Genomic DNA, 16648 nt, shown 5'->3' on the forward strand with positions numbered 1-16648 from the left:
CCCGCTCGGGGGCGAGCAAGCGTGCCCGCGTGTCGGAAACTCCCCGTCAAATCCAAGCGTTCGCAGAGGTTTGTGCCAAAAGCAAGGGAACGTTCGCTTGCTTTTGGCACAAAGCTCTGCCGAAGGATGGGCGGCGTCGTCATGGGGCGGGGTCAGGCGGGGCGGACGACTGGGCTGAGCGGAGCGGAGACGTCGTACTCGAGGGTGCCGCCGGGTTGCGCGGCCATCAACTGCGCGAGCACGCGCGCCTTCAGGTCGGACCGGTCAGCGCTCCCCCACACGACACGGTTTGCCGTCCCGGCGAGGGTCAGTGTCACGTCGTCCTTCGTGGTCGCCGTTGCGCTGTCCACCTGCACGCGCACCGCCTCGGGCAGCGCCAGCAGCACTTCGACCACCGCGGCGAAGCCGTCCGCCTTCGACCCCTGCGCGCCGACGTCGATGAGCGGCACCCCGGCGGGTCGCTCGGCGGCAGATTCGACCACGATCCCGGCCGGATCAACCACCTCGAAAGCGCCGCCTGCCGCGAGGGCGCCGACCGGCTGCCGCTCCACGATGCTCACGATCAAGGTCCCCGGCGGCACGAGCTCGGTCACGTAGGAACGGATGAGCGGAAACGCGCCCAGTTCGTCCCGCAGCGCCTGGTGGTCGAGCAGCGCGAGCGGGGTGCCCAGCTGGCCGTCTATCGCGTCCCGCAGCTGGGCGGCGTCGACACGTGCGGTGCCGACGATCCGGATGTCGCGCAGTGCGAGCAGCGGCGAGTACACGGCGACCGCCAACAGGCCGCCGAGCAGCAGTACGACGGCTCCCACCGAGAGCCACGCCGCCCTGCGGTGGCGGGCGCGGCGAGTGAACCGGCGGACCTCGCCCTTCTCATACCGGCGACGTTCGCGCGCGGCCTTGCGCACTTCGGCGCGCGCGCGGCGGTCGATATTCTTCGGCGCTGCGACCTTCGGCGTGGTCGCCTTCGCCGCTGCGCGCGCCTTCGGCTCCGCGCGCGTCACCGTCACGCGGGGCGCCTTGCGCTTGCGTTCGGGTGCGGCGGTCTCCTGCTCGACGCGACCGTCAAACCCCTCAGGCCGCTTCATGTCGCATCCGGTGCGCGCTCAAGCGCCTCGATGAGCGTGGGCACGATGCGGTAGATGTCACCACCGCCCATCGGCATCAGGATGTCCCCTGGCCTGGCGATCGACGCAGCGAAGTTTGCCGCTTCGTCCCAGTCGTCGATGTAGTGGGCGCGTGCGCCGTCTGTGAAGCGTTCGGTGATCAACGCGCCGGTCACTCCGGGCTCGGGGTCCTGACGGGCGCCGTAGATGGGTACCACGATGGTCTCATCCGCGAGCGTCTCGAGCACCTCGGCGAATTCGGCGGCGAGCATCCGGGTGCGCGAGTACAGGTGCGGCTGGAAGATCGGGATGACCCGCCCCGCGCCGGCCACCGCACGGGCGCCGCTCAGCGCGGCCCTCAGCTCGGTCGGGTGGTGCGCGAAGTCGTCGTAGACCCGGATGCCGCGGACCTCGCCGCGCAGTTCGAACCGACGCTCAGCGCCACCGAACTCCTGCAGGCCTTCCACGATGCGCTCCGGTGCGAACCCGAGGCCGACCAGCACCCCGAAGGCTCCCGCGGCGTTGATCGCGTTGTGCAGGCCGGGCACTCGAAGCCGCACCGGATGGTCGGCTCCCCGCCAGCGAATCGTGAACGACACCGTGGGACCGAGATCGAGCGAGTGCACGCGCACCATCGCATCCTGGGCCGTTCCGAAGGTGACGACTTCCGGCCCGTCGATACGCGGTGTGATCGCGACCGCGCCGGCATCGTCGGCGGAGATCACCACGCCCTCGCGCGCCTTGCTGGCGAAGTCGACGAATGCCTGCGCGAACGCCTGCTCCGAGCCGAAGTGGTCGAGGTGGTCGGGGTCGACGTTGGTGATCAGCGACCACGCGGTGTTGTAGAGCAGGAACGAGCCATCGGACTCATCCGCCTCGACGACGAACAGGTCATCCGCGCCCGGCGCGGCGCTCACACCGAGGGTGCGGATCACTCCGCCGTTGACGAAGCTCGGGTCGGCCCCGATGGCCTTCAGCGCGGTGACGATCATCGCGGTGGATGTGGTCTTGCCGTGCGCCCCGGCGACCGCGACGACGCGGTGGCGGTCGGTCAGCCAGGCCAGCGCGCGCGCCCGGTGGACGGTGGGCAGGCCGCGCTCGCGGGCTGCAAGGTATTCCGGGTTGTCCTCGGCGATCGCCCCGCTGACCACGAGAGTGTCGGCGCCGGCCACATTCGCGGCGTCGTGGCCGATCGCTATCCGCACTCCCTTCTGACGCAACGCCGCGACGGTGTCGGTGTCGCGCATATCCGACCCGGTCACCGGGATGCCGGCGGCGACGAACAGCGCGGCGATGCCGCTCATGCCTGCTCCGCCGATGCCGACGAAATGCACCGTGCCGTGCTCATCGGGGAAGGCTTGCGAGAAGTCGGACTTGATCATCAGGTGTGTCCCTGGGCTAGTGCGTCGTGGATGAGCGCGATCGTGCGGTCGGTGCCGTCGCGCACGCCGGTCGTCTCGGCGCGCGCGGCCATGTGCGCTGTCGCCGCCGGATGCTGCAGGAGCGGGACGAGCACGTCACCCACCCACTCCGGGGTGAACTGAGCGTTGTCGACGATGATCGCGCCGCCCGCCTCCTCGACGCCGCGCGCGTTCTTGCGCTGCTCGCCGTTGCCGATCGGGAGCGGCACGTACACCGCGGGCAGCCCGAGCGCGCTGACCTCGCTGACCGTGCCGGAGCCGGAGCGGGCGAGCACGAGGTCGGCGGCCGCGTAGGCGAGGTCCATGCGGTCGCAGTACGGCAGGATCCGGTAGTCGGCCAGCTCGGAGTGCCGCAGCTCGGACCGCTCCCCCACGATGTGCAGCAACTGCCAGCCGGCACCGATGATCGACGCGGCTGCGCGGTTGACGGTCTCGTTGATGCGCAATGCACCGAGCGACCCGCCGGTCACGAGCAGCACCGGTCGCCGCTCATCCAGGCCGAAGAAGGCGAGCGCCTCTGGCCGGATCCCCCGCCGGTCGAGCCTCTCGAGCTCCTGCCGAAGCGGCATCCCGACGTAACGCGCGCCGCGCAGCCGGGTCCCGGCGAACGCGACCCCGACGAAACGGGTGAACCGTGCCCCGAGCCGGTTGGCCATGCCCGGTACCGCGTTCGCCTCATGGATGACGATGGGAACCGCAGTCCGCCTGGCGGCGAGGTAGGCAGGCGCGGAGACGTAGCCGCCGAAGCCGACGACGACATCGATCCGGTGCTCGCGGATGAGCTCGGCGACCCGGTCGACGAGCGTCCTGAAACGCTTCGGGAACCGCAGCGCCGCCCGGTTCGGCCTGCGCGGGAACGGCAGCCGGTCGATGGTGACCAGCTCGTAGCCGCGCGCGGGCACGAGCCGCGACTCCAGACCCTCCCGCGTGCCAAGCACGACGATGACGGCATCCGGCTCCGTCTGGCGTATGCGGTCGGCGACCGCGAGCAGCGGGTTCACGTGTCCGGCGGTGCCTCCGCCGACCAGCAGATAGCGAGTCACGATGCAGGCACCCCCGCTCGTGCGCGAACCGGCGCTCGGGCGAACGACAGCGCGATGCCGATCGCGAACAGGGTGGTCACGAGCGATGTGCCGCCTGCCGAGATCAGCGGCAGCGGAACGCCCAGCACCGGCAACAGCCCGAGCACGACCGCGATGTTGATGAACGACTGGCCGAGGATCCACACCATGATCGCGCTCACGGTGATGCGCGCGAACGGGTCCTGGTTGGAGCGGATGATCCGCACGAATGCGATTGCAAGCACCACGAACAGGGCCAGCACGACGATCGCCCCGAGCAGGCCGAGCTCCTCACCGATCACCGCGAAGATGAAGTCGTTGTCGGCGGCGGGAAGCCAGGACCATTTCGCCTTCGAATTGCCGAGCCCGACACCGAACACGCCACCGGATGCGAGTGCCCACCATCCGTGCAGCGTCTGCCAGCACCGCTCGGCGTAGTCCTGCGGGTTGGTGCAGCCGGACTGCCACACGCTGATCCGGTCGCCGCGGCTGCCACCGCTGGTCAGCACGACGGCGGCGAGGATGATGGCAAGCACCGGCAGCAGGAACATCCGGAGCCTCACCCCGGCGAAGAACACGGCACCGAACACGATCGAGACGAGCACGATCGCGGTGCCGACGTCGCCGCCGAGCACGACCAGGCCGATCGCGACCGCCGAGATGACACCGAGCGGCATCATCAACTCGCGCCAGTCGTCGAGCACGTTGATCTTCTTGGCGAGGATCATGCCCAGCCAGATCACAAGGCCGACCTTGAGTACCTCTGAGGGCTGGAAGCTCAGAGAGCCGAGGATGATCCAGTTCTTGTTGCCGCCCTCTGCGACGCCGAGCGGTGTGGCAACCACGAGAAGCTGCAGCACCATCGCGATGATCATTGCCGTGCCCGACCAGCGCCGCCAGAACGCTGCGCGCATCCTGGAGGCCATCAGCATGAGCGGGACCCCGATGAGCGCGAAGATGCCCTGCCGCACGAACGAGGCGAAGAAGTCGCCCGCCTCCTTGAACGACTCGACCGCCGATGAGGACAACACCATCACCAGGCCGAAGACCACCAGGAACAGCGTCGTGCCCAGCAGCAGGAAGTAGTTCCCGGTTTCGGCCGCGAAGATCTTGCGCACGGCAACGACGACCGCGGGGGGCGAGCTGGAGTCGTGGGCCGGTTGCTCGCCCTTACTCGCTCGAGGGAGGTTCGTCGTCATCGCCCTCTTCTCCCAGAATCTCGTGCACTGCCGCCTGGAAACGGCGACCGCGGTCCGCGTAGTCAGTGAACTGATCCATCGACGCCGCCGCCGGGGCGAGGAGCACGGTGTCCCCCTCGACCGCGAGCTGGACCGCAAGGCCCACCGCTGTCGGCATCACGTCTTCAGTGTCAGCCTCACCGACTTCGAAGACCGGCAGTTCGGGCGCGTGTCGCCTGAATGCGGCCGAGATGATTGCACGGTCGGCGCCGATGATGATCGCCGCACGCAACCGCCCAGCGACCTCGGAGACGAGTTCATCCGGGTCAGCGCCCTTGAACAGCCCGCCGACGATCCACACGACTGGGTTGAAGGAGCGCAGCGATGCACGCGCCGCGTGCGGGTTGGTCGCCTTCGAGTCGTCCACCCACAGCACCCCGGACTGGTACGCGACCCGCTCGGTGCGGTGATGGTCGGCCTGGAAGCCGCTCAGCGCGAGCCGGATGCCCTCGATCGACGCCCCGAAGGAGCGTGCGAGCGCGCTCGCGGCGAGCACATTTGCGACCATGTGGCCGCCCGCGAGTCCGATCGACGCCAACTCGTCGAGGGTGGTGATCTCGAGCGCCGCGTTGCGCCGGTCATCGAGGAAGGCCCGATCGCACAGGATGCCGTCGACGATTCCGAAGTCGCTGGGGCCGGGTGTGCCCAGGCTGAACCCGATCGCACGAGCGCCCTCGATCACATCCGCTTCCTCGACGAAGCCCACGGTGACCGGATCGTCCGCGTTGTACACGCACGCCACCTGGGTGTTGTCGTACACGCGCGCCTTGGCGTTGCGGTAGGCCTGCGCCGACCCGTGCCAGTCGAGGTGGTCGTCGGCAACATTCAGGCACACGCTCGCGTACGGCGAGAGACTGTGCGAGTAGTGCAGCTGGAAGCTGGAGAGCTCGACGACGAGCACGTCGAAGCCGTTCGGGTCGCGGATGGCGTCCAGCACCGGCACGCCCACATTGCCGCAGGCTGCCGCGCGGTAACCGTCTGCGAGCAGCATCGACGTTGTCAGCTGCACCGTCGTGGTCTTGCCGTTGGTGCCGGTGATGGCGATCCACTGTGCCGGAGGGCCGATCTTGTCGCGCAACCGCCAGGCGAGCTCGACCTCGCCCCACACCGGCAGCCCGGCATCCGCCGCCCAGGCGACGACCGGATGCGACGGCGAGAAGCCCGGCGAGACGACGACCAGCTCTGGGCCGAATTCGCTGAGCTCGGGTGGAACCGAGCCGAGCGACGTGACCAGCTGCCGCACACCGAGCACATCCAGGATGGTGGCCGTCGTGTCGTCTGTTCGCTCGGAGATCACGAACACGTCGGCGCCCAATTCGACGAGCGTGTCGGCGACCGCGAAGCCGGTGACTCCGCTTCCGAGCACAGCGGCCTTGAGCCCTGACCAGTCGGCGTGCCAGCTGGCCAGTTCGGCGACCTCGGCTGGTGATCTCATGCGCTTCTGGACAGCCACTCGAGGTAGAACAGCCCGACGCCGGCGGAGACGCACAGGCCGGAGATGATCCAGAACCGCACCACGATGGTGACCTCCGGCCAGCCCTTCATCTCGAAGTGGTGGTGCAGCGGGCTGGCGCGCCAGATGCGCTTGCCCTTGGTCACCTTGAAGTAGATGCGCTGGATGATCACCTGTCCGGTGATGATCGCGAAGATTCCGCCGATGAGCACGAGCAGCAGTTCGGTGCGCGACAGGATGGCGAGGGCCGCCAGGGCACCGCCGAGGGCGAACGAGCCGGTGTCGCCCATCATGATCTGCGCGGGCGAGGTGTTCCACCAGAGGAAGCCGATGAGCGAGCCGATGATCGCCGCGGCGATGGTGCCGAGGTCGAGCGGGGCGGAGACCTCGTAGCACTTGAACAGGTTCTCGGGGTCGCTGCCGCCGAAGCAGGACTGGTTGAACTGCCAGAACCCGATGATGATGTACGAGCCGATCGCGAAGATGGATGCGCCGGCGGCGAGTCCGTCCAGGCCGTCGGTGAGGTTCACCGCGTTGGAGGTGGAGGTCGTGATGAGGGCGATCCAGATGATCAGCATCACGATGCCTGCGCCGGTACCGAATACGGCGACGAAGTCGAACTGCGTGTCGCGCAGGAACGAGATGGCGGTCGAGGCGGGCGTGACGCCGTTGTTGTCGCGATAGGTGACGGAGACGATCGCGAAGATCACCGCCACGATCACCGTGCCGATGATCTTGTACGGTCCCTTCAGCCCGAGGCTGTTCTGGCGGGTGACCTTGAGGAGGTCGTCGATGAACCCGACGAGTCCGAGGCCTCCCATCATGAAGATCACCAGCATCGCGCTGACGCTCGGCGCACCGCCACCGATGAGGTGGCCGGCGAAATAGCCGACGATTGCGGCAGTGACGAAGACCACGCCACCCATCGAGGGCGTACCGCGCTTCATCACGTGCGTTGTCGGCGTGTCCGCCCGGATGAACTGGCCGAGGTTCAACCTGCGGAAGGCGCGGGCGAACAGTGGCGTGAGCGACAGTGTGAACGTCATCGAGACGCCCGCGGCGATGAGGAGGGCGAGCATCAGGCGACTCCGGCCAGTCGGTCACCCAGCTGGCGCAGTCCCGCGGAGTTCGACGACTTCACGAGGACCACGTCGCCCTGCAGCAACTGTCCACGCAACAAATCGTATGCCTCGTCCTGCGTCGCCACGAGGACCGACTCCCCGTCCCACGAGCCTTCCAAGCCGGCCGCGTTGTGGATGTGGCGCGCAGCGTTGCCGACGACGACCAGCTGGTCGATGTTCAGTCGCACCACGAGCCTGCCGATCCGGTCATGTTCCTCATCCGCGTGATCACCCAGTTCGGCCATCTCGCCGATCACCGCTATCGCACGGTGTTTGCCGCGCGTGAGTTCTGCGAGGGTTTTCAGCGCCGCCGCGGTGGAGTCGGGGCTCGCGTTGTAGGCATCGTTGATCACGGTGTAACCGTCGGGCGAGGTAAACACCTCCATCCGCCACCGCTCTGCACGCTCAAGCTGTTCAAGGGCGGTGATCGCCTCCTCGACCGGCACGCCGAGCTGGTCGGCGATCGCGATGGACGCGAGCGCGTTGGTGACGTGGTGCTCGCCGATGATGCGCAACTGCACCCGGCGGCTGAGTTCGCCGAACTGAAGGGTGAAGGAGGTGCCGTCGATGGTGGTCTGCATGTCTGTGGCCCGCACCGCGGCACGGTCGGTCGTGCCGAAGAACAGAATCTCGGCCGAGGTCTGGTCGGCCATCGCGGCGACTCGTGAGTCGTCGGCGTTGAGCACGGCGACGGCATCCGGGCCGAGACCGGTGACCAGTTCCGCCTTCGCGCGCGCGGTCGCCTCGATGTCGCCGAAGCCACCGACGTGGGCGAGGCCGACCTTGAGCACTGCCGCGACATCCGGCATGGCGATGGAGACCAGGTTCGCGATCTCCCCCGGTCCGCTCGTTCCGAACTCGACGACCAGGAACCTGGTGGTCTCGGTGATGTCGAGCATCGACAGTGGAGCGCCGACGTGATTGTTGAACGAGCCGGGCGGTGCGACGGTGCGACCCACGGTTTCGAGGATCGCGCGCACCATGTTCTTCGTCGTGGTCTTGCCGTTCGAGCCGGTGATGCCCACCACCTGCAGCGCCCCGGCTTCACGGACGCGCGCGACGGCGAAGCGGGCGAGCGACGCGAGTGCCCGGTAGCCGTCCTCGACCACCAGCTGCGGAACATCCAGGTCGAGCGGCCGCTCGACTATCAGGATCGCGGAACCGGATGCGACAGCCGTCTCGGCGAACAGGTGCCCGTCGGTGGTCTCTCCGCGCAGCGCAATGAAGATGGATCCGGGGGTTGCGAGGCGCGAGTCGACGACGACGCGACCGTCGATCACGCTGTCGGGGGTCAGGGCTGCGGAGGGAGCCAGACGCAGCTCTGCATCCGTCGCGCCCGCCAGCTCCGCGACGGTGAGAGCGATCACCAGCCCGCCTCTCGGAGTGCTGCGCGCGCCTCCGCGCGCGCGGAGTACGGCGTGCGCACTCCCCTGATGTCGCGGTAGTCCTGGTGTCCGGGGCCGGCCCAGAGGATCGAGTCGCCCTCACGGGCCAACGAAACGGCGTGCCGGATGGCCGGCTCGGGCGGGCTGACCTCGTGCAGCTCGGCGGGATGCTCGGCGAGGCCGGCGCCCTCGATGAGCGTCTTGCGGATCGAAGCCGGATCCTCGAAGCGCGGGTGGTGGTCGGTGATGACCAGGATGTCCGAGTATTCGCTTGCGACTCGCCCCATCTCGTGGCGCTTGGACGGGTCGCGGTCGCCGTCGGCGCCGAAAACCATGATCACGCGCCCCGGGGTGAAGGTGCGGACCGCCTTGAGGGTGTTGTAGAAAGCATCCGGGCTATGGCCGAAGTCGACGTACACCTGCGGCCCGCTGTCACCGGAGACCCGCTCGGTGCGGCCGGGCAGGTACGCCTCGATGCCGTCGCGGATCGCGTGGCCGATCGCCTCCAGGTCGAATCCGGCTTCGACCATCATGACGATCGCCAGGCCGGCATTGGCTGCCATGTGCCAGCCGATGATCGGCACTGTCGTCTCGAGCGAACGCGAGTCCGGTCCGGTCAGTCGGATCGCGGTGTGGCTGGGCTGCTCGTCGAGGATCTCGACGGTCCACTCGGCGTCGACCCCGGGCGTTGCCGAGATCGTGGTGACCGGGATGTGGGAGCCCTCGACCACTCGCTGACCCCACGGGGTGTCGAGCGAGACAACACCGCGGCGAGCCCGGTCGGGGTCGAAGAACGCCAGCTTGGCCTGGAAGTACTCCTCGAAGTCGGCGTAGTCATCGAGGTGGTCGTGGCTGAGGTTGGTGAAGCTGACGACATCGAAGACGATGCCGTCGACGCGGTTGCGGCTGAGCGCCTGAGCGCTCACCTCCAGCGCGACTGCGCGCACCTCGCTCTCCCGCATCCGGGCGAGCAGCGCATGCAGTTCGCTGGCTTCCGGCGTCGTCAGCCGGCTCACGACCACGAGGTCGCCGATGTGCCGCTCCGACGTGGAACTGAGACCGGTGACCAGTCCCACCTGCTTCAGGATGCCCTCGAGCAGGTGCGACGTCGACGTCTTGCCGTTCGTGCCGGTGACGCCGAATAGCAGCGGCGGATTCTGGTTGGTCTGGTAGACCCATGCCGAGATGTCCCCCAGCGCACCACGCGGTGAGTCGACGATCACGATCGGCAAGCCGGTGTCGGCGGCGAGAGCGGCGCCCTCTTCATCGGTGAGCACCGCGACTGCGCCGCGCTCCTTGGCCTCGCCGGCGAAGGATGCGCCGTGCGCGTTGGCGCCCTTCAAGCCCACGAACAGGTCGCCCGGTTCCACCTCGTTCGTGCGAACGGTGACACCGTGCAATTCGACGCCGTCAAGCGAGCCGCGATAGTCGAGGCCGAACTCGCTGACCAGTGTCGAAAGGGGCCGTGGAAGTGGATGCTCCGGGCGTAGGACCGGTGGAATCCGTGTCGTCACGACGTCCTCTCTCTCACCAAGTTGTTGGCAGGTTCGGTGCCGGCTTGATCGACAGGGGAACCCGGTACGTCTTCAGAACTCTGGCCATGATCTCCTGGAACACGGGAGCCGCTGCGTACGAAGTCTTCATGATATCCGGCTTGACTATGGTCACGATGACGACGTACTCAGGGTTGTCCGCCGGGGCGATACCGGCTACCGACACGATGCGCTCGTTCGTGTAGACACCGCCCTCGGCGACCTCACCGGTGCCGGTCTTCGCCGCGACGTTATAGCCGGGGATGCTGAGGACGCTGCTCAGCTGACCATTGGTGACGACGCTCTGCAGCATGTCGACGGTCTGCTGTGCTGCGCTCTCGGACACCACGCGAACCCCTTGGCTCGCCTCGGGCCTCAGAACAGTGCCATCGGGGAGGGTGCAGCTCTCAACCACGGTGAGAGGCATCCGCACACCGCCGTTGGCGAGCGCCTGGTAGGCGCTGGCCATCTGCGCGAGCGTCACCGAGACGCCCTGGCCGTAAGCGATGTCGTACTTCTGCTGGCTGTCCCAGGAGCTCGCGAGCAAGCCCTTTTCCTCGCCTTGGAAGCCGACGGCGGTCTCCTCGCCGAAGCCGAACTTCCGGAGGTAGTCGTAGCGGACGGCGTTGGCGAGTTCGGATGCGACCTTCGAGATTCCGACGTTGGATGACTCGGCGAGCACTCCTGGGAGGGTGAGGCGGTACTCGCCGTGGTTGGTTGCGTCACGGATGACGCTGCCTTCCGGGGTCTCCCACCGGCTCGGCACGGTGACCTTCGTGTTGGCGCTCGCGGTGCCCTGGTCGACCGCCATCGCGGCCGTCATCGCCTTGAGGATGGAGCCGGGTTCGAAGTTGTAGGTGAACATGCGGGCCCCGAGGAAGGCGGGGTCGAGGCCGTCGCGGTCGTTGGGGTCGACGGATGGCCAGTCGGCCGCCGCCATCAGGTGACCGTCGGAAACCCGGACCACGACGGCCATCGCCGATTCCGCGCCGATGGCGATCGCCTGTTCCGCGATGGTCTGCTGCACGGACCACTGCAGGTCGCTGTCGATGGTGAGGGTGATCGTGCCGCCCGGCACCGCTTCGGTGCTGACCACCGTGCTGCCTGGCAGCCGGACGCCGTCCGCGCCTTGTTCGTAGGTCGAGACTCCCTTGGTGGGCTCCAGGCAGTCGTTCTCGGTGACCTCGATGCCGTTCTGAGGCCCGTCGGTGCCGACGAAGCCGACGATGTTGCCGGCGACCGAGCCGTTCGGGTAGGTGCGCTTGGGCACCGTCTCGACGTACACCCACGGGATGCCCAGGTCCCGAATGGCGCGATACTTTGCGGTGTCGACACCTTTGACCAGGTAGGTGAAGTTGGATTCGGGGTCACTGCTGATCGCGGTCATCAACTTGTTGATGTCGGCGCCGGAGATCTCGGAGATCTCGGTCAACGCGTCGAAGACGGACACCTTCTGGGTCGTGCCGACATCCGCTCGACGGTTGAACGCGTTGGCGTGCCGCGGTGATGCGGTGATGTCGTAGCGTGTGACGCTGTCGGCCAGGACGACGCCGTTGGTGTCGACGATGTCGCCGCGCGGAGCGTAGATGGTCTGACTCACTGCCCGTTTGCCGTGGGATGCCTCATTCAGTTCAGCGGCGCGCACGACCTGGAAGTCCACCAGCCGGACCACGAACAGGGCGACGATCGCGAAGGTCAGCAGGACGGCAATGGAAAGACGTCGGCGGGTTCGCCGCAGTTCCACCATCCGCTGATCCTCCGTCCCTGCCTACGTCAGCGAGTCGTCGGCGCCGGCAGCGCCTCGGTCGACGCTACCGAGCCGTTTGTGCTGCCCCCGGCAGGCGCGCCCGCGGTCGGCTCACCCGCGGCAGGCGTCACCAACGGGACGCCTGTGAGCAGCACGTTCGGGATCAGAGTCTGGCCGTCCTCGCCGGTGACGATGCCGTCCGTGGGTTTGGCCTGCACCGCCGCGCCGAGCACGGCACCGTCGGCCAAGCGCAGGTAGGCGGTCCCGGTGTTCGTGACCATACCGAGCGCGACGGCGTTGGCGGCGAGGTGCTGAGGGGACTCGAGCACCTGCAGCGCTTCGGTGAGCTGCTGCTCGTCTCGAGCCAGCTCACGTTGCTGCTGCTGCAGAGCGGCGATCTCGTAGGCGCCGTCCGAGACGACGATGCTGAGCAGCAGCTGCGCGATCAGCACAGCGAACAGGCCACCGACGGTGACCATTGCGTAGAAGACCTTCGGTCGTGCCTTGCGCTGTGCTCGTGTCGGAACGACCTCGATGTGCCGCGGCTGCGATTGCGGCAGCGGTGCGGGATTGACCGCCCGGGCGAGCGCGCTCATGCGGCACGCTCCAGCTTCTCGGCGGCGCGGAGCCTGACCGGTGTCGCTCGGGGGTTCTGCGCCTTCTCGGCCTCGTCAGCCAGCTCGGCTCCGCGAACCAGTAGCTTCAGGGTCGGTCGGTGCTCCGGGAGCTCCACCGGCAGGCCGACCGGGGCACTCGAGGTGGAGCGCGCCGCGAAGACGCGCTTCACGATCCGGTCCTCCAGCGACTGGTAGGCAAGCACGACGATCCGCCCGCCGGGAGCGAGCGCGTCAACCGCGGCCGGGATTGCCCGCTCGAGCACCGCAAGCTCCTGGTTGACCTCGATCCGGAGTGCCTGGAAGACGCGTTTCGCCGGATGCCCGGCGCGCCGGACAGCGGCCGGCGTGGCCTTGTCGATCAGCTCCACCAGCTGAGCGGACGACGTGAGCGGTGATGCCTGCCTGCTCTCGACGATCTTGCGGGCGAAACGTGGCGCGAGCTTCTCCTCGCCGTACTGGTAGAAGATGCGCCTCAGCTCGGCCTCGCTGTACTCCGCGAGCACACGCTCGGCGGTGAGCGGCGCAGACGGGTCCATCCGCATGTCGAGTGGGGCGTCCTGCGCGTAAGCGAAACCGCGCTCAGCGCGATCAAGCTGCAGCGAGGAGACGCCGAGGTCGAACAGCTCACCCTGCACCGCCGGGATGCCCAGGTCGTCGAGCACGCGGGGCAGCTCGTCGTAGACCGCGTGGACCAGGTGAACCCGGTCTCCGAAGGGTGCCAGACGCTCCCCCGCAATCGCCAGCGCCTGCTCATCCCGGTCGATGCCGACGAGCGTGAGCTGCGGGAAGCGCTCAAGGAATGCCGCGGAGTGGCCGCCCATGCCGAGCGTCGCGTCGACGAGCACCGCGCCGGGCGCACTGATCGCCGGTGACAGCAGCTCGATGCTGCGGTCGAGCTTGACGGGGATGTGGATCTGCTCTGCCATGAGGTTTCCGGTTGCCCCTGGCTGCTGATCCCCATCCGCACCGTACCTGGCACCGGGGAAGGTGTGACAGGGCCGGATCGGCTGGGAGTCAGCGGTCAGGCGCTAGAAGAGTCCGGGAATCACCTCCTCGGTGGTCTCGGCGAAGTTGCTTTCCTGCTCGGCGTAGTAGTTGTTCCAGGCCTCTGAGTCCCAGATCTCGGCCCGGTTGCCCGCGCCGATGACGGTGAGTTCCCTGTCCAGGCCCGCGTACTGGCGCAGCGTCGCCGGGATGGTCACGCGGTGCTGCTTGTCGGGGACCTCCGCGTTCGCACCGGAGAGGAAGAGCCGCATGAAGTCACGCGCCTGCTTGCTCGTGACGGGTGCCTGCCGGATGCGGTCGTGCATCTCTTCGAACTCGCGCGTGCTGAACACGTAGAGGCAGCGCTCCTGGCCGCGGGTGATGACGACGCCGGCCTCGAGTTCGTCCCAGAACTTGGCGGGAAGGATGATCCGGCCCTTGTCATCGAGCTTCGGTGAGTAGGTGCCAAGAAACATGGGCACTCACCCCCTCAATGCTCCGGCCCGGATTCAGGTGGGCTCCACTTTACTCCACTTCACCCCACGAAACAATGATCCTGAGGCAAATTTCGCCCCCATTGCGAGGGACTTCCCAGCAATATCAAGGGAAGTAACGGGTGGAGGAAGGTGGAGGCAAATTCACTCTCAGCGCCGGAATCACCCGGAAAATGGGCACAAAAAAGGGCCGACCGAAGTCGACCCGTTGTTTGTGGGGAGTGAGTTAGTGCTCTCCGCCGTTCTGGCGACGATCCCAGCGCTCGTTCATCCGGTCCATGAAACCGGACTTGTGCTGCTGTCCCTTGCCGCCCACCCGCGGCTCGTCCAGATCATCGGATGCCTTCGGCCGGGCGAGCGCCAGAAGAACGCCGCCGAACATGACGACGAACCCGATGACGCCGATTACGGGAAGCTGAGTTGCAACCCCGGCGACGATCCCGCCGATGCCAGCGACCGCGAGGAGGCTACCCAAAACGACCCACGTGTAGTTGGGCTTTCCGCGTCGTGCGCCAGCTGTCGCCACGAAGTCCGCGTCATTGTGATAAAGGCTTCTCTCCATCTCGTCGAGAAGTCGCTGCTCTTGCTCTGATAGCGGCATGGTCACTCCCCTCTCTCGCGAGATGTCGCCAGCGAAGTCAATTGTATGCTCACCCTCGCGGCTAGGCTAGGAGGGTGGCTGAGAGTACCCGGTTAGTTGACTTGGTTCAATCGGCAATCGACGACTTCCTCGACGACCGGGCGGTGGAGCTCGAGTCTATCGCGAAGGACCTGCGTCCCCTCGTCGACTACTCGCGCGACCTGCTGCGCGGAGGCAAACGTTTCCGGGCCCTGTTCTGCTACTGGGGCTGGCAGGCGGTCCGGGCCAGGCCATCCGAACTCGACCCGCTCGGCGACGACGCGCTGGCGGCCGACCTCGACGTCATCGTCCGCGCGGCGAGCGCCCTCGAGCTGTTCCACGCGGCCGCGCTCGTGCACGACGACATCATGGACAACTCGGACACCCGCCGCGGGATGTCCGCCGCGCATCGTCGCTTCGAAGAGAGGCACCGTGAGGCGGGGTGGGTGGGCGACCCGGCGGAGTTCGGCCGCTCCTCCGCGATGCTGCTCGGTGACCTGCTGCTGTCCTGGAGCGAGCAGCTGTTCGACCTTGGCCTCCAGCGACTCGAGAGCCCGAGCGACGGAGCCGCAGCGCGCACAGAGTTCAACCGGATGCGCACCGAAGTCATGGTGGGCCAGTACCTCGACATCCTCGAGGAACAGGCGTGGCGCGGTCACGACGAACGGGAGCTGCTCCCCCGCGCCCACCGGGTGATCGTCTACAAGTCGGCCAAGTACAGCATCGAGGCGCCTCTCGCGATCGGCGCCGCGCTCGGCGGCGCAACCGAGAGCCAAGTGGCTTCGCTGCGGGACTTCGGTCTGCCGCTCGGAATCGCCTACCAACTGCGCGACGACCTGCTCGGGGTCTTCGGCGATCCCGACGTCACGGGCAAGCCATCCGGTGACGACCTCCGCGAAGGCAAGCGCACCGTGCTGATCGCCATCGCCCGCTCCGGCCTCCCCACGAGCGCCAGGCGTTTCCTCGACGAGATGCTCGGTGATCGTGAACTCGACGACAGCCAGGTGCGGATGCTGCAGGCCGCCATCCGGGATTCCGGCGCCGTCGACCAGGTCGAGCGCATCATCGAGAACAACGTCACCCGTGCGCGTACCGCCTTGGACAGCGCCGACATCAGCCCCTCGGCGCAGCGACAACTGCTCAGCCTGGTGGAGACGGTGACCAAGCGTTCCGCCTAGGTCACTCGAGCGGCTCGATCGGTTCCTCTGCCTCGCGTTCCATGGCGTGGAACGTTGCCTCCGGCTCCCAGTAGACGTCGCCGTGTTCGATATTGGCGCCGCGCGCCATCGCGAACAGCAGCGTGGACAGGCGATTCAGGTAGCGCGCGGCCAGCACGTTGACGGCTCCCGGGTGCGCGTCGATCGCCATCCACACCGTCCGCTCCGCGCGCCGGACCACGGCGCGCGCCTGATAAAGCGTTGCGGCCGGAACAGTGCCCACCGGGAGCACGTACCCTTCCGGTTCTGGCGCCTCCTTGGCGAAGTGCTCGATCGCGCGTTCCAGCCGCACCAGGTGAGCGTCGCGAATGCGGGCATCCGCGGGCTGGGGGTCGTCCAGCGGGACCGCCAGGTCGGTGACAAGGTCGAACAGGTCGTTCTGGATGCTCGCCAGCGTTGATGTCAGGTCGATCGAGAATCCACTGACCGCGAGAGCGACGCTGATCGCCGCGTTCGCCTCGTCGCAGTCGCCCCAGGCTGCCACCCTCGGGTCGAACTTCGGTACGTCGCCGTGGCGTCCGAGGACCGTGCGGCCGTCGTCACCGACGCGCGCCTGATACTCGGGTCGCGGGGTGGAATCACCCACCGCATCTGACATGGCCGCAACTATAGTGACCGCGGCTGGAGGCGTAGCGTTGGCTACCTGAAGGCCGCTT

At 67.5% G+C, this 16648-nt stretch carries 15 protein-coding genes; 1 reads left to right on the forward strand and 14 read right to left on the reverse strand.

The features are described from left to right. Positions 1 to 152: 152 nt before the first annotated feature. The 13 genes from IRG63_RS07050 to IRG63_RS07110 form a co-directional block, all read right to left on the reverse strand. Positions 153 to 1085, reverse strand: a complete 933-nt coding sequence (locus IRG63_RS07050) for an FtsQ-type POTRA domain-containing protein (protein ID WP_193509662.1) — start codon at positions 1083 to 1085, stop codon at positions 153 to 155. Continuing rightward, positions 1082 to 2485: a UDP-N-acetylmuramate--L-alanine ligase gene (murC, locus tag IRG63_RS07055; RefSeq protein ID WP_193509664.1), complete on the reverse strand. Its 1404-nt coding sequence runs from the start codon at positions 2483 to 2485 to the stop codon at positions 1082 to 1084. The genes IRG63_RS07050 and murC overlap by 4 nt, the downstream gene beginning before the upstream one ends. Continuing rightward, positions 2485 to 3567, reverse strand: coding sequence for a UDP-N-acetylglucosamine--N-acetylmuramyl-(pentapeptide) pyrophosphoryl-undecaprenol N-acetylglucosamine transferase (locus IRG63_RS07060; protein WP_193509665.1), 1083 nt, complete (start codon positions 3565 to 3567; stop codon positions 2485 to 2487). Before IRG63_RS07060 ends, murC begins: the two co-directional genes overlap by 1 nt. After that, a complete protein-coding gene (ftsW, locus tag IRG63_RS07065; protein WP_193509666.1) occupies positions 3564 to 4784 on the reverse strand; it encodes a putative lipid II flippase FtsW in 1221 nt (406 codons plus the stop codon). Before ftsW ends, IRG63_RS07060 begins: the two co-directional genes overlap by 4 nt. Continuing rightward, positions 4756 to 6189, reverse strand: coding sequence for a UDP-N-acetylmuramoyl-L-alanine--D-glutamate ligase (murD, locus tag IRG63_RS07070; protein WP_370566211.1), 1434 nt, complete (start codon positions 6187 to 6189; stop codon positions 4756 to 4758). The genes ftsW and murD overlap by 29 nt, the downstream gene beginning before the upstream one ends. A gap of 65 nt (positions 6190 to 6254) precedes the next feature. Further along, complete coding sequence (gene mraY, locus IRG63_RS07075) at positions 6255 to 7355, reverse strand: phospho-N-acetylmuramoyl-pentapeptide-transferase (protein WP_168627137.1); 1101 nt, start codon at positions 7353 to 7355, stop codon at positions 6255 to 6257. Then, positions 7355 to 8764, reverse strand: coding sequence for a UDP-N-acetylmuramoyl-tripeptide--D-alanyl-D-alanine ligase (murF, locus tag IRG63_RS07080; protein ID WP_193509668.1), 1410 nt, complete (start codon positions 8762 to 8764; stop codon positions 7355 to 7357). Before murF ends, mraY begins: the two co-directional genes overlap by 1 nt. Next, on the reverse strand, positions 8761 to 10296 hold the full coding sequence (locus IRG63_RS07085; protein WP_193509669.1) for a UDP-N-acetylmuramoyl-L-alanyl-D-glutamate--2,6-diaminopimelate ligase: 1536 nt from the start codon (positions 10294 to 10296) through the stop codon (positions 8761 to 8763). Before IRG63_RS07085 ends, murF begins: the two co-directional genes overlap by 4 nt. A gap of 13 nt (positions 10297 to 10309) precedes the next feature. Next, positions 10310 to 12061 (reverse strand): penicillin-binding protein 2, encoded by a 1752-nt coding sequence (locus IRG63_RS07090; protein ID WP_193509670.1) that lies wholly within the window; start codon positions 12059 to 12061, stop codon positions 10310 to 10312. Between the two features lie 26 nt (positions 12062 to 12087). Continuing rightward, entirely contained in the window at positions 12088 to 12657 is a 570-nt protein-coding gene (locus IRG63_RS07095) for a hypothetical protein (RefSeq protein ID WP_193509671.1), read from the reverse strand. Beyond that, complete coding sequence (gene rsmH, locus IRG63_RS07100; RefSeq protein ID WP_168627132.1) at positions 12654 to 13604, reverse strand: 16S rRNA (cytosine(1402)-N(4))-methyltransferase RsmH; 951 nt, start codon at positions 13602 to 13604, stop codon at positions 12654 to 12656. The genes IRG63_RS07095 and rsmH overlap by 4 nt, the downstream gene beginning before the upstream one ends. Positions 13605 to 13706: 102 nt before the next feature. Continuing rightward, on the reverse strand, positions 13707 to 14138 hold the full coding sequence (gene mraZ / locus IRG63_RS07105) for a division/cell wall cluster transcriptional repressor MraZ (protein WP_168627131.1): 432 nt from the start codon (positions 14136 to 14138) through the stop codon (positions 13707 to 13709). 244 nt (positions 14139 to 14382) lie between these two features. Next, positions 14383 to 14757 carry a DUF3040 domain-containing protein gene (locus tag IRG63_RS07110; protein ID WP_168627130.1) on the reverse strand — a complete coding sequence of 125 codons (375 nt, stop codon included), beginning with the start codon at positions 14755 to 14757 and terminating at the stop codon, positions 14383 to 14385. A gap of 74 nt (positions 14758 to 14831) precedes the next feature. On the opposite strand from IRG63_RS07110, the gene IRG63_RS07115 reads away from it, so the two are divergent. Beyond that, positions 14832 to 15953: a polyprenyl synthetase family protein gene (locus IRG63_RS07115; protein ID WP_193509672.1), complete on the forward strand. Its 1122-nt coding sequence runs from the start codon at positions 14832 to 14834 to the stop codon at positions 15951 to 15953. A gap of 1 nt (position 15954) precedes the next feature. Here IRG63_RS07115 and IRG63_RS07120 read toward each other — a convergent pair whose 3' ends face one another. Beyond that, positions 15955 to 16590, reverse strand: a complete 636-nt coding sequence (locus IRG63_RS07120) for a cob(I)yrinic acid a,c-diamide adenosyltransferase (protein ID WP_193509673.1) — start codon at positions 16588 to 16590, stop codon at positions 15955 to 15957. Positions 16591 to 16648: the final 58 nt, after the last annotated feature.

The organism is Cryobacterium sp. BB736 (genome assembly GCF_014980265.1).
Classification (GTDB): domain Bacteria; phylum Actinomycetota; class Actinomycetes; order Actinomycetales; family Microbacteriaceae; genus Terrimesophilobacter.